This window comes from Nonomuraea sp. NPDC005730, from assembly GCF_040630865.1.
GTDB lineage: Bacteria > Actinomycetota > Actinomycetes > Streptosporangiales > Streptosporangiaceae > Nonomuraea.
This window is the reverse complement of sequence record NZ_JBEXYK010000047.1, coordinates 39,847-66,157: the sequence shown is the minus strand read 5'-3', so window position 1 is coordinate 66,157 and position 26,311 is coordinate 39,847. Positions and strand designations below refer to the sequence as shown.

At 72.2% G+C, this 26,311-nt stretch carries 24 protein-coding genes; 10 read left to right on the top strand and 14 right to left on the bottom strand.

The features are described from left to right. Together ABZ444_RS36760 and ABZ444_RS36755 are read right to left on the bottom strand one after the other, a co-directional pair. Positions 1 to 1,332: an ABC transporter substrate-binding protein gene (locus ABZ444_RS36760; protein ID WP_358007416.1), complete on the bottom strand. Its 1,332-nt coding sequence runs from the start codon at positions 1,330 to 1,332 to the stop codon at positions 1 to 3. Between the two features lie 63 nt (positions 1,333 to 1,395). Continuing rightward, the gene (locus tag ABZ444_RS36755) at positions 1,396 to 2,592 is read right to left on the bottom strand and encodes an ROK family transcriptional regulator (protein ID WP_358007413.1); all 1,197 of its coding nucleotides are present in this window, start codon (positions 2,590 to 2,592) and stop codon (positions 1,396 to 1,398) included. A gap of 341 nt (positions 2,593 to 2,933) precedes the next feature. On the opposite strand from ABZ444_RS36755, the gene ABZ444_RS36750 reads away from it, so the two are divergent. The 4 genes from ABZ444_RS36750 to ABZ444_RS36735 all read left to right on the top strand — a co-directional run bounded on the left by ABZ444_RS36750 (position 2,934) and on the right by ABZ444_RS36735 (position 8,624). Further along, positions 2,934 to 5,099, top strand: a complete 2,166-nt coding sequence (locus ABZ444_RS36750) for an ATP-binding domain-containing protein (RefSeq protein ID WP_358007410.1) — start codon at positions 2,934 to 2,936, stop codon at positions 5,097 to 5,099. 520 nt (positions 5,100 to 5,619) lie between these two features. After that, positions 5,620 to 7,299 carry an apolipoprotein N-acyltransferase gene (gene lnt, locus ABZ444_RS36745; protein WP_358007407.1) on the top strand — a complete coding sequence of 560 codons (1,680 nt, stop codon included), beginning with the start codon at positions 5,620 to 5,622 and terminating at the stop codon, positions 7,297 to 7,299. Next, positions 7,296 to 8,042 carry a polyprenol monophosphomannose synthase gene (locus tag ABZ444_RS36740; protein ID WP_358007404.1) on the top strand — a complete coding sequence of 249 codons (747 nt, stop codon included), beginning with the start codon at positions 7,296 to 7,298 and terminating at the stop codon, positions 8,040 to 8,042. The genes lnt and ABZ444_RS36740 overlap by 4 nt, the downstream gene beginning before the upstream one ends. An 84-nt stretch (positions 8,043 to 8,126) precedes the next feature. Continuing rightward, positions 8,127 to 8,624 carry an FxsA family protein gene (locus tag ABZ444_RS36735; protein ID WP_358007401.1) on the top strand — a complete coding sequence of 166 codons (498 nt, stop codon included), beginning with the start codon at positions 8,127 to 8,129 and terminating at the stop codon, positions 8,622 to 8,624. Between the two features lie 5 nt (positions 8,625 to 8,629). On the opposite strand, the gene ABZ444_RS36730 is transcribed toward ABZ444_RS36735, so the two are convergent. The 9 genes from ABZ444_RS36730 to ABZ444_RS36690 form a co-directional block, all read right to left on the bottom strand. Next, positions 8,630 to 9,643, bottom strand: a complete 1,014-nt coding sequence (locus tag ABZ444_RS36730; RefSeq protein ID WP_358007398.1) for a DUF2804 domain-containing protein — start codon at positions 9,641 to 9,643, stop codon at positions 8,630 to 8,632. Between the two features lie 11 nt (positions 9,644 to 9,654). Further along, complete coding sequence (locus ABZ444_RS36725) at positions 9,655 to 11,058, bottom strand: NAD-dependent succinate-semialdehyde dehydrogenase (RefSeq protein ID WP_358007395.1); 1,404 nt, start codon at positions 11,056 to 11,058, stop codon at positions 9,655 to 9,657. After that, positions 11,051 to 11,716, bottom strand: a complete 666-nt coding sequence (locus ABZ444_RS36720; protein ID WP_358007392.1) for a GntR family transcriptional regulator — start codon at positions 11,714 to 11,716, stop codon at positions 11,051 to 11,053. The genes ABZ444_RS36725 and ABZ444_RS36720 overlap by 8 nt, the downstream gene beginning before the upstream one ends. Positions 11,717 to 11,730: 14 nt before the next feature. Further along, on the bottom strand, positions 11,731 to 12,891 hold the full coding sequence (locus ABZ444_RS36715) for a mandelate racemase/muconate lactonizing enzyme family protein (RefSeq protein WP_358007389.1): 1,161 nt from the start codon (positions 12,889 to 12,891) through the stop codon (positions 11,731 to 11,733). A gap of 7 nt (positions 12,892 to 12,898) precedes the next feature. Continuing rightward, the gene (locus ABZ444_RS36710) at positions 12,899 to 13,717 is read right to left on the bottom strand and encodes a carbohydrate ABC transporter permease (RefSeq protein ID WP_358007386.1); all 819 of its coding nucleotides are present in this window, start codon (positions 13,715 to 13,717) and stop codon (positions 12,899 to 12,901) included. Next, on the bottom strand, positions 13,711 to 14,595 hold the full coding sequence (locus ABZ444_RS36705; RefSeq protein ID WP_358007383.1) for a sugar ABC transporter permease: 885 nt from the start codon (positions 14,593 to 14,595) through the stop codon (positions 13,711 to 13,713). Before ABZ444_RS36705 ends, ABZ444_RS36710 begins: the two co-directional genes overlap by 7 nt. Beyond that, the gene (locus ABZ444_RS36700; protein ID WP_358007380.1) at positions 14,592 to 15,950 is read right to left on the bottom strand and encodes a sugar ABC transporter substrate-binding protein; all 1,359 of its coding nucleotides are present in this window, start codon (positions 15,948 to 15,950) and stop codon (positions 14,592 to 14,594) included. The genes ABZ444_RS36705 and ABZ444_RS36700 overlap by 4 nt, the downstream gene beginning before the upstream one ends. 30 nt (positions 15,951 to 15,980) lie before the next feature. Further along, positions 15,981 to 17,105, bottom strand: coding sequence for an alcohol dehydrogenase catalytic domain-containing protein (locus ABZ444_RS36695; protein WP_358007377.1), 1,125 nt, complete (start codon positions 17,103 to 17,105; stop codon positions 15,981 to 15,983). Between the two features lie 76 nt (positions 17,106 to 17,181). Beyond that, a complete protein-coding gene (locus ABZ444_RS36690; protein ID WP_352324949.1) occupies positions 17,182 to 17,817 on the bottom strand; it encodes a TetR/AcrR family transcriptional regulator in 636 nt (211 codons plus the stop codon). 74 nt (positions 17,818 to 17,891) lie between these two features. Between ABZ444_RS36690 and ABZ444_RS36685 the strand changes: the two genes are divergently transcribed. From ABZ444_RS36685 to ABZ444_RS36670, 4 genes are read left to right on the top strand one after another with little or no spacing between them, the layout of a single operon-like run. Further along, on the top strand, positions 17,892 to 19,142 hold the full coding sequence (locus tag ABZ444_RS36685) for an MFS transporter (protein ID WP_358007374.1): 1,251 nt from the start codon (positions 17,892 to 17,894) through the stop codon (positions 19,140 to 19,142). A gap of 19 nt (positions 19,143 to 19,161) precedes the next feature. Then, positions 19,162 to 20,781, top strand: a complete 1,620-nt coding sequence (locus tag ABZ444_RS36680) for a glycoside hydrolase family 13 protein (RefSeq protein ID WP_358007371.1) — start codon at positions 19,162 to 19,164, stop codon at positions 20,779 to 20,781. After that, positions 20,778 to 22,484, top strand: coding sequence for a sugar-binding domain-containing protein (locus ABZ444_RS36675; RefSeq protein ID WP_358007368.1), 1,707 nt, complete (start codon positions 20,778 to 20,780; stop codon positions 22,482 to 22,484). The genes ABZ444_RS36680 and ABZ444_RS36675 overlap by 4 nt, the downstream gene beginning before the upstream one ends. Then, a complete protein-coding gene (locus ABZ444_RS36670) occupies positions 22,471 to 23,454 on the top strand; it encodes a DUF2804 domain-containing protein (RefSeq protein WP_358007365.1) in 984 nt (327 codons plus the stop codon). The genes ABZ444_RS36675 and ABZ444_RS36670 overlap by 14 nt, the downstream gene beginning before the upstream one ends. Before the next feature lie 56 nt (positions 23,455 to 23,510). Here the strand turns inward: ABZ444_RS36670 and ABZ444_RS36665 are convergent, their stop codons facing one another. The 3 genes from ABZ444_RS36665 to ABZ444_RS36655 form a co-directional block, all read right to left on the bottom strand. Beyond that, positions 23,511 to 23,855, bottom strand: a complete 345-nt coding sequence (locus ABZ444_RS36665) for an RNA polymerase-binding protein RbpA (protein WP_125637410.1) — start codon at positions 23,853 to 23,855, stop codon at positions 23,511 to 23,513. A 153-nt stretch (positions 23,856 to 24,008) separates the two neighbouring features. Continuing rightward, entirely contained in the window at positions 24,009 to 24,623 is a 615-nt protein-coding gene (locus ABZ444_RS36660) for a hypothetical protein (RefSeq protein WP_358007362.1), read from the bottom strand. A 114-nt stretch (positions 24,624 to 24,737) separates the two neighbouring features. Further along, complete coding sequence (locus ABZ444_RS36655) at positions 24,738 to 25,232, bottom strand: nuclear transport factor 2 family protein (protein ID WP_357975721.1); 495 nt, start codon at positions 25,230 to 25,232, stop codon at positions 24,738 to 24,740. 33 nt (positions 25,233 to 25,265) lie between these two features. Here ABZ444_RS36655 and ABZ444_RS36650 point away from each other — a divergent pair, with 33 nt between their 5' ends. Both ABZ444_RS36650 and ABZ444_RS36645 read left to right on the top strand, forming a co-directional pair. Further along, entirely contained in the window at positions 25,266 to 25,745 is a 480-nt protein-coding gene (locus ABZ444_RS36650) for a helix-turn-helix domain-containing protein (protein ID WP_358007359.1), read from the top strand. 113 nt (positions 25,746 to 25,858) lie between these two features. After that, positions 25,859 to 26,311 carry a hypothetical protein gene (locus ABZ444_RS36645; RefSeq protein WP_358007356.1) on the top strand — a complete coding sequence of 151 codons (453 nt, stop codon included), beginning with the start codon at positions 25,859 to 25,861 and terminating at the stop codon, positions 26,309 to 26,311.

Sequence of the window (26,311 nt, the reverse complement as noted above, 5' to 3'; positions counted from 1 at the left end):
TCAGCCCCCGGACAGCTTCAGCTTGTCGTCGATCTGCTTGTCCACGCCCTTGAGCCCGGCGTCGAGGTCGGTGACCGCGCCCTTCTCCCACTTGACGACGAAGGTCGCCAGCGCCTCCTGGTTGAAGACGCTGTTGACGCTCGGCGGCAGCGTCGAGGTCTTGGGGTGGGAGAAGACATCGAGGAAGGTGGCGAAGTTCGCGTCCTTGGACAGGTCGGGCGATTCCATCGCGGCCTTGGTCGTGGGCACGTTGCGCAGGGCGTTGGAGAGCGTCACCAGCGAGCTGGTGTCGGTGGTCAGGTACTTGACCAGCTCCCAGGCCTGCTGCGGGTTCTTGGCGCCCTTGGGGACGCCGATGACGGTGCCGGCGGTGAAGCCGCTGCCGTACAGGTCGGGCTTGTCGTCGGCGACCGGCAGGGGAGCGGTGGCGTAGTCGAGCTTCTTGGCGTCGTTGGCGATCATGGCGTTGCGCCATTCGCCGTCCAGGACCATCGCGATCTTGCCCTTGTAGAACGGGTGGTCGGCGCTCCACTCGTCGCCCAGGCTCTTGCGGAACTTCTCCAGCTTGTCGTAGCCGTACCAGTCGATGAGCTCCTTCTGCCAGCGCAGCAGGGCCTTCCACGCCGGGTCGGTGCCGATGGCCGAGGTGCCGTCGGCGTTGTACCAGCTGGCGCCGACCATGGGGGCCAGGTGGCTGGGGCTGTTCTCGTAGTACTGCGTGCTGGGGACGAACCCGGCCACCTTGATGTCGCCGTTCGCGTCCCGCACGGTCAGCTTCTTGGCCAGCTCGGTGAGTTCGGTCAGCGTCTTGGGCGGCTGGTTGCCCTTCATCAGGGCCTTGTTGTAGTAGAGGCCGTACGCGTCGGCCAGCAGGGGCAGCGTGCACTGCCGACCGCCGAAGCCGGTGTAGGAACGTGCCACCTCGGGCAGCACCGACAGGTCGATCCCGTCCTGCTTGATGACGGGGGTGAGATCTTGGAACGATCCCGACCTGCACCATTGGGCGACGTTGTCCGTCGTGAACGAGGCCGCCACGTCCGGCGCGTTGCCGCCCCGGATGGCCTGCGTGATCTGGTCGTCCTGGACGCCCTTGGTGGTTTTGACGGTGATCTGCGGGAACTTGGCGTGGAACCCGGCGATGGCCTCCTCGAACGCCTTGACCTCGGCGTCGGTGGAGAATCCGTGCCAGAGCTGGATCGTGGCCGCCGGGAGGGCCGCGGAGGCCGAGCCCGAGGGTCTTGGCTGGGAGCCGAGCGAGGGCCCGGCCTCCCTGCCGGCGGTGCAGGCGGCGAGCGCGAGGATCGCGACGGCCGCCAGGGGGACGAAGCGCACGGGGGGTGCCTCCTACCGCTGGGGGATCATGAAGTGAGGGTGGAACGGGATGGAGAAGGAAGCTCAGGAAGGGACGGTCGAGCTGAAGACCTCGTCGCGCACGGTGTCCAGGGCCAGGTCGAGCGCGCCGGCCAGCACCGGGTTGCCCTCCACGTGCGACAGCCGCACGACGGGGCGGGGGATGGTGAGCGCGTGCAGCTCGTGCTCGACCAGCTCGCGCAGCGGCTCGCCGCCCGACAGCACGACGCCGCCGGTCAGCACGATCAGGCCGGGGTCGATGACGGAGGTGATGGCCGCCAGGCCCACCGCCAGGCGGGCGGCGATGTCGCGCAGCCCCGCCTTGGCGTCGTCGGCCTTCTGCCCCGAGCCCTCCGACACGCGTACCGCCTTGGCGATGGCCTGGCGGAAGTCGGTGCCGTGCACGCCGTAGGAGCGCAGCAGCCGCAGCACGGCCGGGCCGCCGGTGAGCGCCTGGTAGCCGTGGTTGGCGTAGCGGCCGGCCTCGCGGGCCGTCGGCGCGCCCGGGGTCGGCATGTACCCCACCTCGCCCGCGCCGCCGGTCGCGCCCCTGTGCATGCGCCCGCCGAACACGATGGCCGAGCCGATGCCCTCGTCGGCCCACAGCAGCACGAAGTCGGAGTGCCCGCGCGCCGCGCCGTGCGCCTGCTCGGCCAGGGCGACGAGGTTGACGTTGTTCTCCACGTCCACGGCCGTGCCGAGACCCGCGCTGAGGGTGGGCACGAGGTCGTCGATCTGCCAGCCGGGCACGTCCTTGGCGGCGGCGTAGCCGAGCCGGCCGGTGGCCGGGTCGATCGCGGCCTGCACGCCGATCACGACCCTGCGCAGCTTGTCCGGCGGGTTCGCGCCGGCCAGCGCCGCGCCCAGCCGGTCGACCAGCTCGCCGCCCGGCCGGCGGGGCGTCGGCAGCGTGTACGAGCCCACGACCGTGCCGGTGATGTCGGCGACGCGGGCCTCGATGCGGTCGGGGGCGACGTCGAGCGCGCCCACGTAGGCCGCCGCCGGGTTGATCCGGTAGACCTCGGCGGTACGGCCCGGCAGGCCCTCTCTGATGCCGTCCAGGACCACCAGCCCGGCGTCCTGCAGACGCGACAGGAGCTGGGAGGCGGTGGGCTTGGACAGGCCTGTCAGGGCGCCCAGCTCCGGGCGGGTCAGCGACCCGCGCTCGAGGAGCGCCCGCAGGGCCGCGCGGTCGTTGATCGCGCGCAGCAGGCTGGGCGTTCCCGGAACCGGACCGCTCATCAGGAGGACCCCTTCGACGAAGTTAGGAAACTTTCCTAACTCGAAAACATAGGGAGTTCTCCCATGCTGGTCAAGAGGGCGAAACCAAGCCGTGACCCGGAAGGGGGAAGGGAAGATGGGAGTGCCTCGACAGGCGTGCTAATGTCATCGTTTGTCGCAACAACAAGCAGAATGGCCCGGAGTGTCCCATTAACCACAATAATGGTCAGGCGGCAACTCGTCAAACGGAGCTCGCCAAGGAGCAGTCCTACGTCACCGGTCTGTACGACCGCCTCGACGAGCTGCGCGAGCGCACCCAGCGTCGGCTCAAGGAAGTGCTGGCCACGGGTGCCGTCGGCACGATGCAGAACAGATCCGAGCGCGACTCCTTCGCCGACATGTACGCCGGGCGCCTGGCCCGGCTCTGGGCGGTGGAGCGCGGCCTGGTTTTCGGCCGGCTCGACCATGTCGAGGAGGGCCGGCTCTACATCGGCAAGCTCGGCCTCACCGACGACGAGCAACGCCGTCTGCTCATCGACTGGCGCGCGCCCGTGGCGCAGCCGTTCTACCGCGCCACCCCCGCCGCGCCCATGGGCGTGACCAGGCGCCGCCACCTGCAGACCAGGGAACGCAGCGTCGTCGGCGTCGACGACGACCTGCTCGACCTCGACGCGCTCACCGACGACGACCGCGCCACCCTCAACGGCGAGGCCGCGCTGCTGGCCGCCCTCGACGAGCGCCGCACCGGCCGCATGCGCGACATCGTCGCCACCATCCAGGCCGAGCAGGACCGCGTCATCCGCAGCGACCTCAACGGCGTCCTGGTCGTGCAGGGCGGCCCCGGCACGGGCAAGACCGTCGTGGCCCTGCACCGGGCCGCCTACCTGCTCTACACCCACAGGGAGCGCCTGGAGCGCCGCGGCGTGCTCATCCTCGGTCCCAACCTCACCTTCCTGCGCTACATCGAGCAGGTGCTGCCCTCGCTCGGCGAGACCGACGTGCTGCTGTCCACCGTGGGCGAGCTGTACCCGGGCGTGACCGCCACCCGGCGCGACCGTCCGGAGGTGGCCGCGGTCAAGGGCGACGCGCGGATGGCCCAGGTGATCGAGCGCGCCGTGCGCGACCGGCAGAAGGTGCCGCGCAAGCCCATCGAGCTGACGGTGGGGCGGCTGACGCTCACCGTCGACCGCGCCATGCTCGACGCGGCGAAGAACAAGGCCGTGCGCTCGCGCCGCCCGCACAACCAGGCGCGCGCGGTGTTCGTCAGGTCGCTGCTGAACGCGCTGGCCCGGCAGCAGGCCCGCAAGATCGGCAAGGGGCTCATCGACGACGACGAGCTGGCCGACCTGCGCGAGGAGCTGCGGACCGAGCCGGTGGTCAAGGCCGCGCTCAACCGGCTGTGGCCGTACCTGACGCCCCAGCGGCTGCTGCTTGGCCTGTACGGGTCGCCCGAGCGGCTGGAGGCGGCGGGGGGCGTCCTGAGCCCCGCGGAGAGGGCGCTGCTGCGCCGCGACTCGGCCGAGTGGACCGACGCCGACGTGCCGCTCCTGGACGAGGCCGCCGAGCTGCTGGGCGACATCGACGAGCACGTGCTGCGCGCCTCGGCGATGCAGGCCGAGGAGGAGCTGGCCGCGGCCCGGCAGGCCGAGGAGCACCAGCGCGAGGCCGAGCTGGCCTACGCGCGCGAGGTGCTGGAGCTGACCGGCCTGTCCGACGTCATGGAGGCCGAGCGGCTGGCCGAACGTCAGCGCGGCGGCGGCCCCTACCTCACCACCGCCGAACGCGCCGCCGCCGACCGCACCTGGGCCTACGGGCACGTGATCGTGGACGAGGCGCAGGAGCTGTCGCCGATGGCCTGGCGGGCGGTCATGCGGCGCTGCCCGACACGGTCGATGACGATCGTCGGGGACATCGCCCAGACCGGCTCGGCGGCGGGGGCGCGCTCGTGGGCGCAGGTGCTGGACCCGTACGTGGCCGGGCGCTGGCGTCAGGAGCGGCTGACGGTCAACTACCGCACGCCCGTGGAGCTCATGGAGGTGGCCGCGCGGGTGCTGGCCACCATCGACCCGGCCCTGGAGGCGCCGACGTCGGTGCGCGAGCTCGGCGCGCGGCCCTGGTCGGCGCCGCTGCCCGCGCTGCCCGAACTGGCCAGGTCCGAGGTCGGGGAGGGCGGCAAGGTCGCCGTGGTGGTGCCCGACGCGCTGCTGGACGCGCTCGGCGCGCGGCTGGTCGCGGCGGTGGAGGGGGCCGCGGTGGTCACGCCCGGCGCCGGACGGGCCGGCGGGGCCGCCGCCCTGGACGCGCCCCTGGCGGTGATGGGCGTGGCCGACGCCAAGGGCCTGGAGTTCGACTCGGTGATCGTGGCCGAGCCGGACCTCATCGCCGCCCAGTCGCCACGCGGGCCGAGCGACCTGTATGTTGCTCTGACGCGTGCCACGCAACGGCTGGGCGTCGTCCACGAAGGGCCGTTGTCGCAGGCGCTGTCGGGCCTGCCGGGCAGATCCCCGACGTCGGCAAATGGGCTTTGACCCGCTTTACGACGGCAGGCCGAACATGTCCCACCTGCGGAAACTTGATGTTCCCGCTGATCGGGACACGGTTGACATCTGAGGTGGAGTCGGTAGTTTGCTGCGCAGTCCAGCACGGGACTTGGCCGGTTGGCCGTCTCTGACATCGCCGGATCCTGCGTCCGTGACGGAGTGTGACTTCGTCCACACAGCCAGGTGCAGGGCCGTCGGTCCGTCGAGTCGGGGCACCCCAACCGGTTGGGGGGTTGGACCCGGGACGGGTCCGGGAGCCCAGTAGACAACGGAATTCCGCGCTCGCCGCCGACGAGACGGGTCCGGTCCGAAGGGTTTCCGGGCCCTCTTCCCGCTCTCGTGCGCAGGATCGCGGATCGCGCCGGGTGATCCCGTCCCGAACGGGATCACCCAGCCGGCCGCCTGCGAACGGCCGTTTTCGATCTCGGTGTGCGCCGCTGGCTTGAGCGCGGCCCCGGGGCGGTAGCGTTTTCGCAAGCAGGCGTGCGATTTTGCGAGGAGACCCGGCGTGGTTCAGGACAAGACGAGCGTTCCGCCCGTCCCCGGGCGCGAACCGGCTCCCGAGGCGGACGCCACCACCACCGCCGCCGACACCGACACCGCCTCGGGTGAAGGCGACGGTGTTCACGCCGGGGGTGAGGGCCGGTGGGTCCTGGCCGCGCGGGTCGTGGCCGTGGTCGCCGGCGGGCTGCTGCTCTTCACCGCCTTCCCGCCGCTCGACTGGTGGTTGTGCGCACCGGTCGGCATCGGGCTGATCGTCGCGGCCCTCTACCGCACCCGTCCCCGGCGCGCCGCGTGGCTGGGGTATCTGGGTGCCGCCGTGTTCCTGTTCCCCGCCCTGGCCTGGGTGCGCACGATCGGCGACGACGTCTGGGTCATGCTGGTGGCCACCGAGAGCGTGTTCTACGCCGCCATGGCCGCCCTGGCGGCCCTGGTGTTCCGGCTGCGGCTGTGGCCGCTGTGGTTCGGCGCGCTGTGGGTGATGATGGAGTGGGCCCGCGGCCTGGTGCCCGTCGGCGGCTTCCCGTGGGCGCGGGTGGCCTTCAGCCAGGGCGAGTCGCTGTTCACCCCCTACGCCGCGCTGGGCGGCGCGCCGCTGGTTTCCTTCGCCGTCACGCTGTGCGGCGCCCTGCTGGCCCACGCCGTCCTGGTGCGCCCCGCCGCCACCCGTGACAAAGCCGGGGACAAAGCCGTCGACAAAGCCGTGCGCAGGGCCGTCCCGGTGGCCGTGGCGCTGGCCGTGCCGCTGCTCACGCTCGTCCTGCCGAGGCCGGGCGACGAGGGCCGCTCGATCAACGTCGGCATCGTGCAGGGCAACGTCCCGGGGCGGGGCATGCACCCGCTCGGCGACGAGCCGGCCGTCGTCCTGCGCAACCACGCCGGGGAGACCAGACGGCTGGCCGACGCCGTGCGCGCCGGGGCCCTGCCCAAGCCCGACATCGTCGTCCTGCCCGAGAACTCCACCGACATCGACCCCTACACCAGCGCCTTCGCCCGCCAGGTCATCGACGAGTCGGTCAAGTACGTCGGCGTCCCCACCCTGGTCGGCGCCGTCGTGGCCATCGGCGACGAGCACCGCGCCACGCGCAGCCTGGTGTGGGACCCGGTGAGCGGTCCCGGCGCCTACTACGACAAGCAGCACCTGGTGCCGTTCGGGGAGTACACGCCGTTCAAGGAGATCGTGCTGGCCCTGTGGGAGCGGGCCAACCTGGTCGGCCGGCAGTCGGTCGCGGGCACGAAGCCGGGCGACCTGAAGCTCGGCCCGGTCACGATCGGCGCGGTCAACTGCTACGAGGTGGCCTACGACGACACCGTGCGCGGCACCGTGCGCGCCGGCGGCACCCCGCTGGTGGTGCAGACCAACAACGCCAGCTACGCGCTGTCCAACCTGCCGCCGCAGCAGCTCGCGATGTCCAAACTGCGCGCCGTCGAGCACAACAGGGCCGTCGTCACGGCCGCCACGACCGGGATCTCCGCATATGTCACGCCTGACGGTAAGGTCTCCTGGCAGACCCGTGAACTTGTCCCCGACATGAACGTGGTCAAGGTGCCCGTACGCACCCAGGAAACGATCGCCACAAAGGTGGGCGAGCTTCCTGAATGGGCATTGATGTTGATGGGAGCGGTGGCTGTCGGAGTCGCCGCACGGCGCGGCAGGCGAGGCGACCGAATGGGGAACGGCTCATGATGGAGACTGTCGGCCGGGTGCTCGTCGTCGTCCCGACCTACAACGAGCGCGACAACCTGCCCGCCATCGTCGAGCGTTTGCGCGCCGCCCTGCCGGACGCCCACGTGCTGGTGGCCGACGACAACAGCCCCGACGGCACCGGCGAGGTCGCCGACGGCCTGGCCGAGGCCGACGAGCACGTCCACGTGCTGCACCGGCCGGGCAAGCAGGGGCTCGGCGCGGCCTACATCGCCGGGTTCCGCTGGGGCCTGGGCGAGGGCTACGACGTGCTGGTCGAGATGGACGCCGACGGCTCCCACCAGCCCGAGGAGCTGCCCAAGCTGCTGCAGGCCCTCGCCGACGGCGCCGACCTGGCGATCGGCTCCCGCTACGTGCCCGGCGGCAAGGTGGTCAACTGGCCCCACCGTCGCGAGCTGCTGTCCAAGGGCGCCAACATCTACACCCGGGTGATGCTCGGCCTGCCGGTGCGCGACGCCACCGCCGGCTTCCGCGCCTACCGGGCCGCCACGCTGGAGAAGGTGGGCCTGGCCGGGGTCGAGTCGCAGGGCTACTGCTTCCAGGTCGACCTCACGCTCCGCACGGCCAGGCACGGGCTGCGGGTGGTGGAGGTGCCGATCACGTTCGTCGAGCGCACGGTCGGCAAGAGCAAGATGAACGGCAAGGTCATGTCCGAGGCGTTGTGGCGCATCGGCATGTGGGGCGTCACCGGTCTGCCCCGCCGCCTGCGGCGCACCCGCGGCTGACCGGCGCGAGGATCCGCGTCCAGGAACGCGCGCGGCCCGCCGGACGTTGTTCCTGATGTACGTGTGCGCGGAATCGAGGAAACGATGCGGCTGCTGCTGTTCCTGGCCTTGCTGGGCGTCCCGGTGCTGGAGGTCTGGCTGCTGATCCAGGTCGGATCGATGATCGGCGGGTGGCCGACCGTGGGCCTGCTCGTCGCGGGCAGCCTGCTGGGCGCCTGGCTGGTGCGCCGCGAGGGCCGCCGGGTCTGGCGGCGTCTGCAGGCGGCTCTGTCGGAGGGCCGGGTGCCCGACCGCGAGCTGGCCGACGGTGGCCTGGTGCTGGCCGGCGGCGCGCTGCTGATGATCCCGGGCTTCTTCACCGACGTCGTCGGCTTCGTCTTCGTGCTGCCCTTCACCCGCCCGCTGATGCGGCGGCTGGCGTCGTGGTTCTTCGACCGGCGGGTCAAGCGGGTGGCGGCGGCCTCGCCGTACGCGAACCTGTTCCCGCCGGCGCCCGGCGTGGACCGGGCCCCTCAGGGCGGCAAGGTCGTGCACGGCGAGGTCATCCACGGCGAGGTCATCCGCGACGACCGCGACGCCTGACGCCGCTACCAGCGCCGGTAGACCTCCTCGGCCCAGCCGTACAGGCCGTCGACCGTCACGCTCTCGCCGTCGTCGGCGACGACCGTGCCGCGGTAGTGGCCGAACGCCTGGGCCTCCTGGCTGCGCATGTAGAACGCGCGCCGCACGTCGGCCTCGCGCACGTGCTCGGGGACGAACTCCAGGTCCACGCGCTCGCCCACGATGTGCCAGGGCGCGCGCCAGTCGGTGGTGTCGTACCGCCAGACCAGCTCCTCGCTGATCTTGTGCAGGCGGCCGTCGAGGATGAGGCCGTTCTCCACGCTGCCGGTGCCGTCGGTCCACTTGCCGCCGATCTGCAGGGCGACGTCGCGGCCGCCGGGCCGTCCGGCGGCGGCGCCCCAGTTCCAGCGGATGTCGCCGGGCCAGCGCCCGCGTCCGAGGTCGAGCGTGGCCAGGGCCTCGGCGGGGTCGAACTCGTAGGTCAGCCCGCCCACGCGCACGGTGCCCTCGGCGGGCCGGCCGACGTCCTTGACCGTGTACTGGAAGCGGCGGGGGCCCCAGGGCACCACGACCGACAGGCTCTCGCGGCCCGGCACCCGGCGCACCAGCACGTCGGCGGCGATCTCGGCGGACTTCAGCCGCAGCCGGGTGCCGTCGGCGGTCTCGTCGACGCTGATGCGGACCGGGCCGGCGGCGATGCGCACACTGCCCTCGCCGCCGCGCTCGGAGAAGGACACGCCCCTGGCCGGGACGAGCAGGCCCCGGCTGGAGACCTGCTCGCCGGTGCGCCGGTCGAGGAAGAACGCCGACTCGCCGGCCAGGTAGTCGAGGCTGCTGGCGCTGAAGGCGAACACGTGGCCGGGGCTGGTGACGCACCAGTAGTCCCAGCGCATGGTGCGGCCCCAGCCGCGGATGTTGGCGCGGTGGAGCGGGGTGCGGCTCCAGCCGACCGCGGCCGGGTTGAGCCGGCCGTCGGGCAGGCACAGGTCGACCCGGCGGGTGATCTCGCGCTCTGCGACCGCGCGCGGGCTCGTCTTCATCGTGCTCTCCGTCATCGTCCCAGCCCCACGCTGAGGTACTTGTACTCCAGGTAGTCGGCCACCCCGTGGTGGCCGCCCTCGCGCCCGTAGCCGCTGCTCTTGACCCCGCCGAACGGCGCCTGCGGCGGCGCCAGCGGGCCGCCGTTCACGGTGACCATGCCGAACTGCAGCTCCTCGGCCACCCGCAGGGTCCTGGTCAGGTCGTTGGTCCACACGTAGGCGGTCAGCCCGTACGGGGTGGCGTTAGCGCGTTCGACGACCTTGTCGCAGTCGTCGAACTCCAGCACCGGCGCGACCGGCCCGAACGTCTCCTCGCGGCAGACCAGCATGTCCTCGCTCACCCCGCCCAGCACGGTCGCCGGGTAGTACGTGCCCGCCCCCTCGGGACGCCGCCCGCCGGTCAGGACGGCCGCGCCCTTCGCGACGGCGTCCTGGACGTGCCTGCTCACCTTGGCCACGGCCGCCTCGTCGATGAGCGGGCCCAGCTCGGCCGCCCGCGCCTGGCGCACCAGCTCGCCGGTGAAGGCGGCGGACAGCGAGGAGTGGACGAAGATGCGGTTGGGCGAGGTGCAGGCCTGCCCGGCGTTGAGGAACTTGCTGCGGGCCACCGCGCGGGCGGCGGCGACCGGGTCGGCGTCGGGGAAGACCAGCACGGGCGCGTGCCCGCCCAGCTCGACGCTGAGCCGCTTGACGTCGTGGGCGCTCTGCCTGATCAGCTCGCGGCCGACCTCGGTGGAGCCGGTGAAGGACACCTTGCGCACCCGCGGGTCGGCCATCACCGCCTGGCCGAAGCCGGCCGGCCGGGACGTGGTGACCAGGTTGAACACGCCCGGCGGCAGCCCGGCGGCGACGAACGCCTCGGCCACCGCGATCGCCGACAGCGGGGTCTGCTCGGCCGGCTTGAGCACGACCGTGCAGCCGGCGGCCAGCGCCGGGCCGAGCTTGCGGGTGATCATCGAGACCGGGAAGTTCCACGGCGTGATGCCCGCGACCACGCCGACCGGCTCGGGCAGCAGCCAGATGCGGTTGCCCTCGTGCGCGCCGGGCACGGTCTCGCCGTACAGGCGGCGGGTCTCCTCGGCGGCCCACAGCAGGTGGTCGGCGCCCGAGAGCACCTCGCCGGTCGCCTCGGCGAGCGGCTTGCCCTGCTCGGCCGTCATGATCGCGGCGATCCGGTCCGCCCGCGCGGTCAGCTCGCCGGCGGCGGCCCGCATGAGGCCGGCGCGCTCGTGCGCGGGCATGGCCCGCCAGCCGGGCAGCGCCGCCGCGGCCGCGTCGACGGCCTGCGTGGCCAGCTCGGGGCCGCAGTCGGCGACCTGCGCCAGCGGCTCGCCGGTGGCGGGGGAGCGGACGGTGAAGGTCTGGTCGGCCTCCTGCCATACGGCTCCGATGAGAGCCCTTCGGGTGTCAGCCATGTGTCTCCTGGATTCCTTCGATGAGGGCCTTCATGGCGGCCATCTCGTGGGCGTGCTGCAGCCTGCCCGCCAGCGGGATGTCGCCCGCGACCAGGGCGTTCCTGATGGCGATGTGCTCGGCGTGCGACTTGGGCAGCCGCCAGGGCACCAGGCGGAAGCCGCGCTGGGCGGTCTCCGTGCGGGCCCACAGGCTCTGCAGCATGCGGTGGGTGAGCTTGCTGTGCTCGGTGTCGCACAGCAGGGAGTGGAAGCGCCGGTTGAGGCGGGCGAAGGCGGCGACGTCCTCGCGGGCGACGGCGGTCTCGCACTCGGCGAGCACCGCGTCGACCTCGGCCAGCCGCGCGCCCTCCAGCGGCACGCCGCCCAGCTCCAGCGCCAGCGCGGTGAGCGCGGCCCGGACGCTGTAGAGCTCGCGCACGTTGGCCACCGTGAGCTCGGCGACCACGGCGCCGACGTGCGGGCGCTCGACCAGCCAGTCCTCCGAGCAGAGCTGCTTGATCGCCTCGCGCACGGGCGTCTCGCTGATGCCCACGGCCTCGGCCACCACCCTGGTGGTGATCTTCGTGCCGGGAGGCGCCGCGCCGCTCATGATCAGATGTTTGATGTGCTCCGCCGCAAGATCCGCCTTGGTGCGGAAGGGGGAACGCGATTCGGCCATGGTTGAGGAGCCCTTCAGACCCGCTGGACGGTGAGCGGCTCGATCGCCGCGTGGTCCAGCTCTACACCGATTCCGGGCCCCGTCGGAACGGCGACGAGACCCCGGGAGTCGGGCAGCAGCGGTTCGGTCAGCATGGCGTGGAACACCTCCGGGACGATCACCGGCGGATCGTAGGGGTACTCCAGCCAGTCGCAGTTCGGCAGCGAGGCGCAAAGTTGCAGGTTGCCCGCCACGCCGAGCCCGGTGGCCCAGGCGTGCGGGATGACCTTGCGCTGCCGGGCGGCGGCCATGGCGCCGAAGTCGCGCAGCGCGCCGATCTCCTCGCTCTCGTTCGCGTCGGGCTGAAAGATGTCGAAGCAACCATCCTCCAGCATGCGCACGAGCTGGCCGATGCCCCGGTTGTGCTCGCAGCCCGCGATCGGGATCGGCGAGGCCGCGGTCAGCTCGCACTGGGCGCGGTAGTCGTGCCGGGGCAGCGGCTCCTCCAGCCACGCCACACCGAGCCCGGCCAGCTCCCTGGCGGTGGTGAGGGCGCGCTCGAAGTCCCAGATCAGGCGGGTGCCGTCGGGGGCGTAGCGCCAGCGGGCCGCCGCCTGGTTGGCGTCCACCATGATCGCCACGTCGGGGCCGACCGCCTCGCGCACGGCGGCGACCTGCCGCACGTCCTCGGCGACGGTGGCCGCGTGCACCCGCAGCTTGATCCCCTGGAAACCCCGTTCGACGGCGGCCAGGGCGTCCTCGGCCCGCTGCCGCGGGTCGCGGAGCTCGCCGAAGCTCGCATACGCGCGGACAGCTCCCGAGTGCCCGCCCCAGAGCTTGTACAGCGGCTGCCCGCAGGCCTTGCCGACGGCGTCCCACACGGCGACGCCGACGACCCACGGCCGGGGGAAGACGTACTCGGCCACGTACCGCAGCCGGTTGGCGACGTGCGTGGTGTCGAAGGCGTCCAGGCCGACGAGCTGCGGGCGGATCCAGCCGCGGACCGCCTCCAGCAGCATCGGCCCGGTGCCGTGGCCCATGTCGCCGCCGGACACCCCGACGATGCCCTCGTCGGTCTCGACCTCGACGATCACCGCCGACATCGCCCGGTGCGCGCCCTCCGGGGCCCACGACGGCACGAACGGCCGGGGATAGGGCAGCTCGATGACCCGCGCGCGGACGTCTGTGATCCTCATCGGCTCCTCACCCCTTGGTCGCGCCGTCCGCGAGACCCTTGATCAGGTACTTCTGCACCAGCAGCGCGAAGACCACCACGGGCAGCACGGTCAGCACGCCGACCGCGGCCAGCGGCCCCCACATCCCGCCCTTCTCGGTGTCGGCCGCGATCCCGGCGATGGCGACGGGGATGGTGACCGCCCGGTCGTTGGTGAGGATCAGCGCGAACAGCAGTTCCTCCCAGGCCAGGATGATGCAGAAGATCAACGTCGAGACCAGCCCGGTCAGGCTCGTCGGCACGATGATCCGGAAGAACGCCCCGAACCGCGAGCAGCCGTCGATCATCGCGGCCTCCTCCAGCTCCTTGGGCAGCCCGCGGAAGAACGCCCGCATCAGCCACACCACGTACGGCACCAGGAAGGTCACGTACGCCAGGATCACGGTGATGTACTGGTCGGTCAGCCCCAGCTTCCTGGCCACCAGGAACAGCGGCACCACCAGCGCGATCGGCGGCACCGCACGCGAGGCCAGGATCAGCCCGCCCACCACGCCCGCGCCGCGCATCCGCAGCCGCGACAGCGCGTACCCGGCCATCGAGCCGGCGACCATGGAGATGGCCGAGGCGCCCGCCGCCACGATGACCGTGTTGACCATGCGGGGCAGGATGCGCGCCTGCTGGAAGTAGCTGACGTAGTTGTCGAGGGTGAACTCGCTCAGCCACCGCGGCGGCACCGTGAAGATGTCCCTGGGCAGCTTGAACGAGATCGAGAGCATGTAGAGCACGGGGAACAGGAAGGCCAGCGTCACCAGGACGGCCCCGGTGACGGCCGCGTACCGTCTCACCATCGGTTCTCCAGACGCCGGGTCACGCGGAACAGGACAAAAGTGATCAGCATCGTCAGGACCAGGACGATCGTCGCCATCGAGGAGGCCGAGCCGAACTCCAGGCTCCGGAACCCCTTCTCGTAGATGTAGAGGTTGATGACGTTTGTCGAGTTGCCCGGCCCGCCCCTGGTGGCGGCCAGCGCGATGTCGAACATCTTGACCGCGCCCAGCCAGCGCACCACGAACGCGGCGGCCATCACCGGCACCAGCAGCGGCAGCGTGATGCGCCGCAGGATCGCCCAGCGGCCGGCGCCGTCGGACCGGGCGGCCTCGTACACGTCGCCGGGCAGCGCCATGATCCCGGCCGAGGCGATGAGCACCACGAACGGCGTCCAGCGCCAGGTGTCGATGACGATCAGGCTGACCATGGCCAGCGTCGGGTCGCCGATCCACTCGACGGGCCCGACGCCGACCAGGCCGAGGGCGTAGTTGACCACGCCCCACAGCGGGTCGAGCAACATCCGCCACACGCCGCCGGCGACCACCGGGGCCACCACCATCGGGATGAGGAACAGGGCGCGCAGCACGCCCCGCCCCCGCCAGGCGACGTTGAGCAGGAACGCGATGGCGAACCCGAGCAGCATCTGCAGCGGCAGCGCGATCACCAGGTAGACCCCGGTGACCCTGAGCGAGTCCAGGAAGCCCGGATCGCGCAGCACGGCCTCGTAGTGGCGCCGGCCGACCCATCCCGACGGCTGGAAGGAGGCCAGGTCGAAGTCGGACACGCTCACCCAGGCCGTGTAGAGGATCGGGTAGAGCAGCATGCCCGCCAGCAGCAGCAGGGCGGGGGCCAGGAAGAGCCAGGCCGTGCCCGGCTCTCCCAGTCGGGCACGGCTCACTGGTTGTAGCCCTTGGACTTCAGCAGGTCGCCGATCTCCTTGGCGGCCTGGTCGATCGCCTGCTGCGCGGTGGCCTGCCCGGACATGGCCCGGCTGGTCTGCAGCGCCAGGATCTGCTGCACGGCGTCGGACTCGGGCAGCCTGGGCCGCCACATCTCACCCTTGGAGACGACCTCGTAGCCGTCCTTGAGCGCCTTGTAGACCGGGCCGGCCCACTCGGCCGGCGGCGTGCCGTCGAGGCTGGAGTCACGGGCGGGGAAGGTGCCGAACGCCTTGCCGGTGAACTGCTCGCCCGCCTTGGAGGTCACCCACTGCAGCCAGGTCCAGGCGGCGGCCGGGTGCGTGGACTTCTTGGAGATGCCCGCCGTCCAGATGCCGCGGTGGGCGCCCGGCGCGGTCGATCCGGCGGGCAGGGTGGTGATGCCCACCTGCTCGGGGGTCAGGGTGGTGGTCTCCTTGTCCACGGCGGTGCCCTTGTAGACGCTGCCCCACATGAACATGGTGGCCGTCTTGCCCTGCCGGAAGGCCTCCAGCGGCTCGTTGAACTGGTACGTGCTCGCCCCGGGCGGCGCGTACCTGAGCAGGTCCACCTGCGTCTGCAGGGCCTTGACGCCCGCGGGGCCGCCGAAGGCGACCTTCGTGCCGTCCAGGATCTTGCCGCCGTCGGAGTTGAGCACGGTCTGCCACACGGTGGGGGTGAGCGGGTCCTTGGTGAAGTACGTGCCCACGGCCCAGGAGTCGGTCTTGCCGTCGCCGTCGGTGTCCTGGACGAGCTTGGGGGCGTCCTCGAAGTACTGCTCCCAGGTCGTCTGCGCGGTCGGCTCGGCCACGCCGGCCTTCTTGTACAGCGACTTGTTGTAGAACATCAGCAGCAGGTTGGAGCGCACGGGCACGGCGTACTGCTTGCCCTCCCACTCCCCGGCGGCCAGCGGCGAGGGGTTGAAGTCGGCCCAGTCGTAGCCGGGGTCGTTCCACTTGGCCAGCTCGGGGCCCTTGAGGTCGTACAGGGCGCCGGTCTTGGCGAGCTGCGGCAGCCAGGGGTCGTCGGCGAGCACCACGTCGTAGGTGGCGGTGGTGCCGGTCAGCTCCAGCATCGTCTTGGGGAGCTGGTCGTTGTAGGGGACGCCGTCCACGGTGACCTTGATGCCGGGATACTTCTTGGCGAACTCCGGCACGAGCTTGTCCTGCCACTGCTTGGCGAACGCGTCGTTGGCGATCACGCGGATCGACACCGGGGCCTGCGCCGTGCCGAGGCCGCCGCCGTCGGCCGCGACCTCCTGCGACGGCGAGCCGCAGGCGGCGACGCTGAGCGCGAGCACGGCCGCGGCCGTGACGAGCCGGGTGTTGTTCAACACTGGTGTCCTCCCGGAGGGGAATGGGGGATTTCAGGCGGAAGGGTCGACGGCGAGCTTGACGACGTCCCGGCCGTCCAGCGGGTGGCCCGAGCCCAGGGCCTCGAGCGCCTCGCGGACCCGGCCGAGCGGCACGCGGTGGCTGACCACGCGCTCGAAGGGGCTGCCGCCGCGTTCCAGGATCGTCAGCGCCTGGTGGTAGCGGCGCTGCATGTCGGGGCCGGCGCCGTAGACGCCGGCGATCGTGAGGTCCCGCTTCAGCAGGTCGCTGTAGGGGTTGAAGGGGACGGTGCCGCGGTCGGTGAAGTTGCCCAGCTCGGCCAGCACGCCGCCGTCGGCGACCAGGCCGAGCGCCTCGGTGAACGCCTCGGGCGAGCCCGCGGTGCCGATGACGGCGTCGGCGCCCGCGCGTCCCAGCGCGTCGAAGACCGCCCGGCGGCGCCCGGCGGGTCCTTCGCCGAGGCCGACGACGGTGTCCGCGCCGAGCAGCGCGGCCAGTTCCAGGCGGGCGCCCGGCGCGCCGACGGCGACCACCTTGGCCGCCCCGGCGGCGCGGGCGGCGACCACGGCCATCAGGCCGATCGCGCCGACCCCCTGGACCACGACGGTGGAGCCGATCCGGATCGCGGAACGTTCTACACCGTGCAGGGCCACCGACAGCGGCTCCTGCAGCACGGCGACCTCGGCGGGCAGATCGGTCCGGTAGAACACCGTTCCCGCGTTCGAGGCGTACAGGTGGGTGGCGAAGCCGCCGGTCAGGGACGGCGGCCGGTCGGCGGGGGAGGCGAACCCGTAGGACGGCCGCCGGTCCGGGCAGCTTCCCGGCCTGCGGCGCACCTGGCACTCGAAGCACCGGCCGCAGCTCAGCGACGGGAAGACGCCGACCCGGTCGCCGACGGCCACCGGCCGGCCCGCGTGGTCGGCCTCGACGCCGTCGCCGAGCGCGGCCAGCCGGCCGACGATCTCGTGCCCGAGCAGCGCGGGGAAACGCACGCTGGCCAGCCGGCCCCGGTAGATGTGGGCGTCCGTGCCGCACATGCCGCACAGCTCGACCTCCAGGACGAACTGCCCCGGACCGGGCTGCGGCAGGCCGTACTCGCGCACCTCCACCGCTCCCGCGACGTCGGTGACGATCGCCGCGCGTGCCGTCGCGTCCATGCACCGCCTCCTGCATTCTGCTTTCTATAGAATGTGGAAGACGCTAGTTCGTCCGGTTTTGAACGGTCAATCCTTGTTACCGGAATGTTTCTGAGGCCACGTCCACGAAGTAGGCCCGCAGCAGCCTGCGTCCTTGCTCGATCATGGCCGGATCGCCCTGCGGCGTCGCGGAGAACGTCAGGTACAACACCGCCGCCGTGGACTGGATCGCCAGCCGCATCACCCGGTACGGGTCCGGCAGCGCCGGCAGCCCCGCCTCCTCCAGCGCGAAGTGGTAGAGCCGCTCGGCCAGCACGTCCCCGCTCTCCCGCACCCGCCCGGCGGGCAGGAACGACGGGCCGCCCGGCCGGGTGTCGGCGAAGTCGACCACGGTGAAGCCCGGCACGCTCCGGCGCATCTCCACCGTCTCGGCCAGCACCAGTTCCGCCGCCCGCGGCCAGGTCAGCGGCGGCTCCTCGGCGACCCTGGCCCGCAGCCGGGCCAGCAGCACCTCCAGATTGCGCAGCGCCAGCTCGCGCAGCATGCCCGGCTTGCCGTCGAAGAACTGGTAGATCGTGCCGGAGGGCACGCCGGCGCTCCTGGCGACGTCGGAGATCGTGAGGGCGTCCAGGCCGACCTCGTCCAGCAGGCGGGCGCAGGCGTCGAGGATGCGTTCGACCCTGTCGATGCTGCGTCTCTGGACCGGTCGCCGCCGGATGCCGGGATTCTCCACGAACAAGTCTTAACATAACGACCTGTCATGTTCTAACGTGACATCCTCTCACGTTCCCCCCAGGGAGGACCTGCATGGCCGAAACGCGCCTCGCGCCTGACAGACGGGTGTCCGCGGGCTGGATGTCCCTGCTGGCGCTGGCCCAGATGGGGGTCATCATGGCGATGACCGTCGGAAACCAGATCCTGCTCCCCTCCCACGTGGCGCGCATCGATCCGCAACACAAGGAGGCGTCGCTGGCGGTGGTGTTCGCCGTCGCCGCCGTCTGCACGATCGTGGCCAACCCGCTGTTCGGAGCCCTGTCCGACCGCACCCGCGCCCGGATGGGCCGGCGCCGCCCCTGGATCGCGGGCGGCGCGCTGGTCTGCGCCGCGTCCCTGGTCTTCCTGTCCCGTCAGGACTCCCTGGCCGGGCTGGTCGTCGGCTGGGCGGTCGCCCAGCTCGCCTTCACCGCCGCCCTGGCCACCGCCATCGCCACCGTGCCCGACCAGGTGCCGATCAGCCAGCGGGGCAAGGCCTCGGCGCTGGCGGGCGTGGGCCAGCTCGCCGGGCCGTTGCTGGGCGGCGTCGTGGTCACCGTCGTGGCGACCGGCTCGCAGGCCGGGTTCGTGGCGATGGCCGTCCTGGTGCTGCTGCTGGTGCTGCCGTTCAGCCTGTTCACCAAGGAGCCCGCGAGCGCGCCGGCCGGTCTGCCGCCGTTCGGCCTGCGCTCGATGCTGCGCAGCTTCAAGGTGAGCCCGCGTAAGCACCCCGACTTCGCCTGGGCCTGGCTGAGCCGCTTCCTGATCACCCTCACCCTCGCCATGGCGATCGGCTACCTGCAGTACTACCTGCGCGACGGCGTTGGCTACGAGGCGCTCTTCCCCGGCTCCACCGTCGAGCAGGGCGTCGTGGTGCTGGTCGCGGTCTTCACGCTGAGCAGCGTCGCGCCCACCCTGGTCGCGGGCTGGTTGTCGGACCGGTTCGGCAACCGCCGGACGGCCGTCTTCGTCGGCGGGCTCACCATGGCCGCCTCCGGGCTCGTGCTGACGTTCCTGACCAGCTGGCCCGCCGCGATCGCCGCCAGCGTCCTGCTCGGCGCGGGCTACGGCATGTTCGCCGCCGTGGACCAGGCCATGGTCACCCAGCTCCTGCCCGCCGACGCCGACCGCGGCAAGGACCTGGGGATCGTCAGCCTGGCCAACTCCGCCTCCAGCACGTTCGGGCCGGTCATCGCCGCGCCCCTGGTCACCTCCGCGGGCGGTTACCCGCTCATGTACGCCGTCGCGGCGGCCTTCGCCGCGCTCGGCGCCTGCCTCATCTGGAGAATCCGCAGTGTCCGATAAAGCAGTGTCTGATAGAGCAGTGTCCGACGGATCCGGAGCCTTCGACGGCGACGCCTGGTGGCGCGACGCCGTCGTCTACCAGATCTACCCCCGCAGCTTCGCCGACGCCGACGGCGACGGCCAGGGCGACCTGCCCGGCGCGCTGGCCCGCCTGGACCACCTGGCCGACCTGGGCGTGGACGCCGTCTGGCTGAGCCCCTTCTACCCCTCGCCGCTGGCCGACGGCGGCTACGACGTCGCCGACTACACCGACGTGGACCCCCGCTACGGCACGCTGGCCGACTTCGACGCCTACGTGGCCGCGGCCACCGCCCGGGACATCAAGGTCATCGTCGACATCGTGCCCAACCACTGCTCCTCCGCGCACCCGCGCTTCCAGCAGGCGCTGGCGGCCGGCCCCGGCAGCCCCGAGCGTGAGTGGTTCGTCTTCCGCGACGAGCCCAACAACTGGCAGTCCATGTTCGGCGGCCCCGCCTGGACCCAGACCCCCGACGGCCAGTGGTACCTGCATCTGTTCGACTCCGCCCAGCCCGACTGGAACTGGCGGCACCCCGGCGTCACCGCCATGTTCGAGGACGTGCTGCGGTTCTGGCTGGACCGCGGGGTTTCCGGGTTCCGCATCGACGTGGCCGCCATGCTGTTCAAGGAGGTCGGCCTGCCGGACGTCGTCCCCGGCAGCCAGGGCGCGCCGCTGGCGCCCGGCCGGTCGGCGGTGCCGTACGAGCACCAGCCCGAGCTGCTGGAGCTGTACCGTTCCTGGCGCAAGATCCTGGCCGCCTACCCCGGTCCGCGCGGGACGGTGGCCGAGATCTGGTTCGCCGACCCCGCCCAGGCCCGGCCCTACCTCACCGGCGACGGCCTGGCCCAGCTGTTCAACTTCCGCCTGATGCCCCTGCCGTGGTCGGCCGGCGAGTTCCGCGCGGTGATCGAGGAGTCGCACCGGCTGGCCCGCGAGACCGGCGGGTCGATCCCCTGGGTGCTGGGCAACCACGACGTGCCGCGGATGGCGACCAGGTTCGGCATCGACCAGGACCTCGTCCGCGCCCCCACCGCCGACGTGCTGCTCGGCAGGGTCGCCGTCGACCGCGAGCTCGGCCTCAGGCGCGCCCGCGCCGCGACGCTGCTGCTGCTCGCCCTGCCCGGCGCCGCCTACCTCTACCAGGGCGACGAGCTCGGCCTGCCCGAATACCTCGACATGCCGGCCGAGGCGCGGCAGGACCCGATGTTCGAGCGCACCGGCCGCGCCTTCATCGGCAGGGACGGCTGCCGCGTGCCGCTGCCCTGGTCCGGCACGTCCGCGCCGTACGGGTTCGGCCCGGGCGGCACCTGGCTGCCCCAGCCGGCGGACTGGGCGCAGCTCACCGTCGCCGCCCAGCGGGACGACCCCGGTTCCACCCTCAACCTCCACCGCGCCGCCATCGCCCTGCGCCGCGAGCACCCCGCGCTCGGCGACGGCGACCTGACCTGGCTCGACGCCGCGCCCGGCGTGCTGGCCCTCAGCCGCGAGCCCGGCTTCACCCTCATGGTCAACTTCGGCCCGGACGCGGTGCCGCTGCCCCCGCACCACGACGTCCTGCTGGCCAGCGGCCCCCTGGACGGCGGCGCCCTGCCCGCCGACACGGCGGTGTGGCTCTCGTGACCGGCGACTCCATCCCGCTGCCGGAGTACCCCCGCCCCCAGCTCGTCCGCGACAGCTACGTCAACCTCAACGGCCGCTGGCGGTACGCGATCAACGACGGCTCGCGGCCCGGGTCGTACGACGGCGACATCCTCGTGCCGTACTCGCCGGAGGCGCCGCTGTCCGGCGTCGGCCGGCAACTGCTGCCGGGGCAGACCCTGTGGTACCGCCGCTCGTTCGAACCGCCCGCCGGGCCGGCCGGCGGGCGGGTGATCCTGCACTTCGGCGCCGTCGACCAGACCTGCCGGGTGTGGGTCAACGACGTCGAGGTCGGCGGCCACAGCGGCGGCTACCTGCCGTTCTCCTTCGACGTCACCGACGCGCTGACCGAGGGCGTCAACACCCTCGACGTGGCCGTCCGGGACGACAGCGACACCGGCCGGCACTCGCGCGGCAAGCAGCGGCTGCGCCGCGGCGGCATCTGGTACACCGCCCAGTCGGGCATCTGGCAGACCGTCTGGGCCGAGCGCGTGCCCGGCCTGCACGTGGAACGGCTCACGCTGACCCCCGTGCTCGCCGAGGAGTGCGTCGAGGTGACCGTGCACGCCGCGGGCGGCGAGGCCGAGGTCGAGATCCTCGCCGCCGGTCAGGTGGCGGGCCGCGCCACCGTCCCCGCCGGGCGGCCGGTGCGCGTCCCGCTGCCCGGCGCGCGCCCGTGGACCCCCGAGGACCCCTTCCTGTACGACGTGACCGTCTCGCTCGGCGAGGACCGCGTCCGCGGCTACGTCGGCATGCGCTCCTTCTCCGTCGGCCCCGACGCCGACGGCGTGCCCCGGCTGCTGCTGAACGGCCGGCCGTACTTCCACGCCGGGATCCTCGACCAGGGCTACTGGCCCGACGGCCTCTACACGCCGCCCTCGGACGAGGCCATGGTCGACGACATCGTCATGATGAAGCAGCTCGGCTTCACCATGCTGCGCAAGCACATCAAGATCGAGCCGCTGCGCTGGTACCACCACTGCGACCGGCTCGGCATGCTCGTCTGGCAGGACCTGGTCAACGGCGGCGAGACCTACCGGCCGCTGGTCATCACCACCCCCGCGCTGCTGCCGCTGCGCCTGGACGACCGCCGCCACCACCGCTTCGGGCGGGCCGACGCCGCCGGGCGGGCCGCGTTCGAGGCCGAGCTGCGCGAGACCGTCGAGCACCTGCGCAACGTGGTCGGCCTGGCGGTCTGGGTGCCGTTCAACGAGGGCTGGGGCCAGTTCGACGCCGCGCGGATCGCCGGCGAGCTGGCCCGGCTCGACCCCACCCGCACGATCGACCACGCCAGCGGCTGGCACGACCAGCGCGCGGGCGACCTGCTCAGCCTGCACGTCTACTTCCGCCGCTTCCGCCCGCCCCGCCCGGACGGCCGCGTCCTGGCCCTGACCGAGTACGGTGGCTACAGCCTGGCCGTCGAGGGCCACACCTGGGGCGAGAAGGAGTTCGGCTACCGGCGTTACCGCACCGCCGACGAGCTGGGCGCGGCGTTCGTCCGGCTGCACGAGGAGCAGATCGTCCCGGCCATCCGCCAGGGCCTGAGCGCCACCGTCTACACCCAGCTCTCCGACGTCGAGGACGAGCTGAACGGCCTGCTCACCTACGACCGGGCCGAGCTGAAGCTGCCCGCCGACCTCATCCGCTCCGTCACGAGGAGGCTCACCTTCCATGACCACCCATGAACGGGAGCTCACCGCCCCCGCCGACCTGTGCCTGCCCGGCGGGCGGCTCGACCCGGCCGCGGTCGGCTGGACCCGCACGCCGCTGCACCGGGCCAACCTGCGCGGCTGGGGACGGCGCAAGCGCTGGGAGTACTGGGGCGTGGTCACCCCCTCCCACATCATCGGCCTGGTGGCCTCCTCGCTGGACTACGCCGGCGTGCACGGCGTCTACGTGCTCGACCGGGCCACCGGCGCGGAGTTCGCCAAGGACGTCGTCGTGCCGCTGGCCCGCGGCGCCGTCTTCCCCGACCGCAGCGGCGCCGGCACGGTGTCCGTGCGCGGCGGCGGGCTGGCGATCGACATCCGGCAGGACCCGGCCGCCACCGTCATCCGCGCCGCCGCCCCCGGCGTGCGGATCGACCTGGAGGTGCCGCTGCCGCAGGGCCACGAGTCGCTCGGCGTCGTGGTCCCCTGGGGGCCGAACCGGTTCCAGTACACGGTCAAGGACGTCGGCCGCCCGGCACGCGGACGGCTGCGCCTGGGCCCGGACGAGTTCGCGATCGACCCCGCGGACTCCTTCGCGGTGCTCGACCACGGCCGGGGGAAGTGGCCGTACGCGGTCACCTGGAACTGGGCGGCAGGCAGCGGGCCCGGCAGGTCCGTCCAGCTCGGCGGCAAGTGGACCGACGGCACCGGCGTCACCGAGAACGCCCTGTTCACCGGCGGCCGGCTGCACAAGATCGGTGACGAGCTGGAGTGGACCTACGACCGCGGCGACTGGCTGCGCCCCTGGCGGATCACCGGCCCCCGGGTCGAGGTGGAGTTCCGGCCGTTCCACGAGAAGGTGGCCCGTACCCGGCTGGGCGTGGTGGCCAGCGAGACCCACCAGTGCTTCGGCCACTTCGCCGGCCGCGTCCAGGACGACGACGGCGCGTGGGTGGACCTCGACGGCCTCACCGGCTGGGCCGAGGAGGCGCGTAACCGCTGGTAGCGGGGGCTGGGCACAGCAAAACCCCCGGGCGTCGCCCGGGGGTTTTCACCGTGTGGTCAGGCGCTCTTGCGCCGCTGGGCGCGCAAGACCGCGAGTCTCTCGTTGAGTACCTCTTCCAGGTCCTCGATGGACCGCCGCTCCAGCAGCATGTCCCAATGAGTCCGTGGGGGCTTGGTCTTCTTCGACTCCGGCTGCTCACCGTCGACCCGCACCGCGGTCACGCCGCACATGCGGCACTCCCAGGTCGCGGGGATCTCGGCCTCGGCGGCAAGCGGAACCTCGAAGCGATGGCCCTTAGGACAGGTGTAGGACACCTCCTGGCGTGGGGCCAGATCCGTGTTACGGTCGTTCTCGTAGCTGGTTGCCCCGAGCCGGGTGCCACGAAGCGCGCGCTCGCCCATGTCTAAATGCCTCCTACAGGGCCCCCATACGTGGGGGGTCTGTCTCCCACGGTGTCTAACGCTTGGTACCGTGATGGGATTCCCACCCGCGGGGTGATCCAATCGCGCTTGGGGCCTCGGTTATTCGAGCCCGCTCCTACCGGGGCCGCATTCTCAGGCCGCGGCAGCCGCTCGCGGGGCTCTGAGCAGGCTCGTCGCCAGCCACAACGCGCCGATCATGATGAGCGCCCCGTGCGCGATCCGCACCGGGTACGGGCCGAAGAACTGCGGGATGAACAGCGCCAGACCCAGCGCGAGCGCCGTCCCGGCCCCCTTGGGCAGGATGAGCGAACGCCGCACGGCCACGGCCGCCATCACCGTGCCGGCGCCGAGCAGCGCCAGCCCGGCGGCGAACATGGTGACCGCGAGCGGGTCGAAGCGGAACTGCTCGACCAGTTCCATCAGTGCGGGCGCGCCGTCGCGCAGGGAACGTTGCGCGATCACGTGCAGGCCGAAGTCCTCGGCCCCGTAGTAGGGGAGCGTCAGGCCGGCGCCGGCCCAGGTCACCGCGGCCGCGCGCAGCGACAGGCGGTCGCCGAGCACCTGGTGCAGCCCGAGCGTGCCCAGCCCGAGCAGTACGAACCCGAGCATCGCGGCCAGATGGCCGGTGACCCAGGCGGTCGAGGCCATGGCGGCGGCGTCGTCGCCGGACGGCCGTACCACCGGGTAGACGAACAGCAGCACGCCGCCGAGGGCGAAGGCGGCGGAGGTGAGGCGGGGGGAGGTCATGGGTGGCTCCTGACTGAGGGCGTTGCTCTGTTGTGAGAGCAATGCTCTCGTGACGGGAGGTCCCGTGTCAAGAGCACTGCTCTCTCTTCAGAGCGATGTCCGCGCGCCCGTGTGTCAGGCGAGGAGTGGCACCAGCGTCCTGTCGCCGAACCTCGTCATCGCGGCCAGCGGCGCGGAGGCCGCCCCCACCAGCAGCGGAAGGCCCGGCTTGCCCTTGTCCCTGGCGATGCGGGGGCCCAGGGCGGCCATCAGCGCGGTCAGTCCCGGCAGCGGCCTGATCCACATGGTGATCTCCCGGACCAGGCCGTCGTCGTCCAGTTCGAGCTGGGCGACCTCGTTCAGCGGCTGGCGGCCCACCCGGGCGGTCGCCGTGAGCATGCGGGTGCGGCCGTCGCCGATGTCGCTCTGGTAGCGCAGGTCCGACAGTACGTCGAAGACGGCTTCGAACAGCGCTCCCACCTGCGTCAGGCCCTCGAATCTGGCCCGGTAGCTCAGCGGCGAGTGGAACACCACGCCGTCGGCGAGGGTGGCCTTGAGTGCCTGGGCGTCGTGCGCCTCACCGGCCCGGCGGTACGCGCCGGCGGGTGAGTCCTGAATGTGAACTGTCATGGGTTCACATTATCAACCCACTATCATGGGTGCATGAACAGGTTCGGTGAGATGCACTGCTCCATCGCCCAGGCCGTCGGTGTCATCGGCGAGCCCTGGACTCCGCTGATCCTGCGCGACCTGTTCCTGGGCCTGCGCAGGTTCGACGACCTCGCCGAGGACCTGGGCATCTCGCGCAACCTGCTGGCCCGCCGGCTCGACCATCTCGTCACCACGGGGGTCGTGGAGAAGCGGCCCTACCAGGAGCGTCCGGTGCGCCACGAATACCTGCTGACCGAGGCCGGGCGTGACGTCGTGCCCGCCCTGCTGACGCTCATGGCCTGGGGCGACCGGTGGTCCACCCCGCCCGGCGGGCCGCCCGCGTTGCTCGTCCACTCCTGCGGGAAGGAGTTCACGCCCGTCGTCACCTGCCCCCACTGCGGGGGCGAGGCCACGGCCGAGACCGTGCTGCCGATGCCCGGTCCCGGCGCCGCCCGGGGGCCGGGCACCATGGTTCTGGCCGCCGATCTGTGACGTTCCGTGTTTGACGCGCGACCCTTCGTGAGAGGACTCTCATGGCCCGCTCACGGCCGCCCCACGGCGGCCGCGCAGGCTGAGGGGACCGCGACGTCGATCAGGAGGCGTAGATGGATCTCATGCCACGGTGGCCGGCGGCGGTGGCCGCGCTCGCTTTCGTCCTCGTCGGGGGAGGGATGCTGCTTCCGGCCCAGGCGGCGGCCGGGCCGCCACCGGCGCTCGTCCTGGCCGCCCACGACGACGACGGCGCCGATGATGGTGACGACGACGGTGACGACGGGGCCGCTCCCCGGTCCAGGCGGCGCGAACCGGCCAGGAGGCAGGCGCACGCCCCGCGCCGGGACGACGACGTCGAGGCCATCCCCGGCCTGCAGGCCCGCGACTCCCGGCCCCCCGAGCCCGCCACTCGCCCGGCCGAGGCTCCCGGGCGGGCCGAGATCCGGCTCGAGAGCGGCACCATGACCAGCGGGGGCCACGTCGGCCCGATGATGCTGCTGGCCATCCTGGGCACCGGCGCCCTGGTGGGCACCTCCTACTGGCTCTCGCGCCGGTACGGCCCCTGA

What these genes read in the sequence shown, in the direction of transcription:
- ABZ444_RS36725 (WP_358007395.1), bottom strand. Translation starts at nt 11,058, where the DNA reads ATGGCTGACACCCGAAGGGCTCTCATCGGAGCCGTATGGCAGGAGGCC.
- ABZ444_RS36710 (WP_358007386.1), bottom strand. Translation starts at nt 13,717, where the DNA reads ATGGTGAGACGGTACGCGGCCGTCACCGGGGCCGTCCTGGTGACGCTG.
- ABZ444_RS36740 (WP_358007404.1), top strand. Translation starts at nt 7,296, where the DNA reads ATGATGGAGACTGTCGGCCGGGTGCTCGTCGTCGTCCCGACCTACAAC.
- ABZ444_RS36720 (WP_358007392.1), bottom strand. Translation starts at nt 11,716, where the DNA reads ATGGCCGAATCGCGTTCCCCCTTCCGCACCAAGGCGGATCTTGCGGCG.
- ABZ444_RS36670 (WP_358007365.1), top strand. Translation starts at nt 22,471, where the DNA reads ATGACCACCCATGAACGGGAGCTCACCGCCCCCGCCGACCTGTGCCTG.
- ABZ444_RS36735 (WP_358007401.1), top strand. Translation starts at nt 8,127, where the DNA reads ATGCGGCTGCTGCTGTTCCTGGCCTTGCTGGGCGTCCCGGTGCTGGAG.
- ABZ444_RS36755 (WP_358007413.1), bottom strand. Translation starts at nt 2,592, where the DNA reads ATGAGCGGTCCGGTTCCGGGAACGCCCAGCCTGCTGCGCGCGATCAAC.
- ABZ444_RS36715 (WP_358007389.1), bottom strand. Translation starts at nt 12,891, where the DNA reads ATGAGGATCACAGACGTCCGCGCGCGGGTCATCGAGCTGCCCTATCCC.
- ABZ444_RS36730 (WP_358007398.1), bottom strand. Translation starts at nt 9,643, where the DNA reads ATGAAGACGAGCCCGCGCGCGGTCGCAGAGCGCGAGATCACCCGCCGG.
- ABZ444_RS36655 (WP_357975721.1), bottom strand. Translation starts at nt 25,232, where the DNA reads ATGACAGTTCACATTCAGGACTCACCCGCCGGCGCGTACCGCCGGGCC.
- ABZ444_RS36660 (WP_358007362.1), bottom strand. Translation starts at nt 24,623, where the DNA reads ATGACCTCCCCCCGCCTCACCTCCGCCGCCTTCGCCCTCGGCGGCGTG.
- ABZ444_RS36650 (WP_358007359.1), top strand. Translation starts at nt 25,266, where the DNA reads ATGAACAGGTTCGGTGAGATGCACTGCTCCATCGCCCAGGCCGTCGGT.
- ABZ444_RS36685 (WP_358007374.1), top strand. Translation starts at nt 17,892, where the DNA reads ATGGCCGAAACGCGCCTCGCGCCTGACAGACGGGTGTCCGCGGGCTGG.
- ABZ444_RS36665 (WP_125637410.1), bottom strand. Translation starts at nt 23,855, where the DNA reads ATGGGCGAGCGCGCGCTTCGTGGCACCCGGCTCGGGGCAACCAGCTAC.
- ABZ444_RS36750 (WP_358007410.1), top strand. Translation starts at nt 2,934, where the DNA reads ATGCAGAACAGATCCGAGCGCGACTCCTTCGCCGACATGTACGCCGGG.
- ABZ444_RS36645 (WP_358007356.1), top strand. Translation starts at nt 25,859, where the DNA reads ATGGATCTCATGCCACGGTGGCCGGCGGCGGTGGCCGCGCTCGCTTTC.
- ABZ444_RS36695 (WP_358007377.1), bottom strand. Translation starts at nt 17,105, where the DNA reads ATGGACGCGACGGCACGCGCGGCGATCGTCACCGACGTCGCGGGAGCG.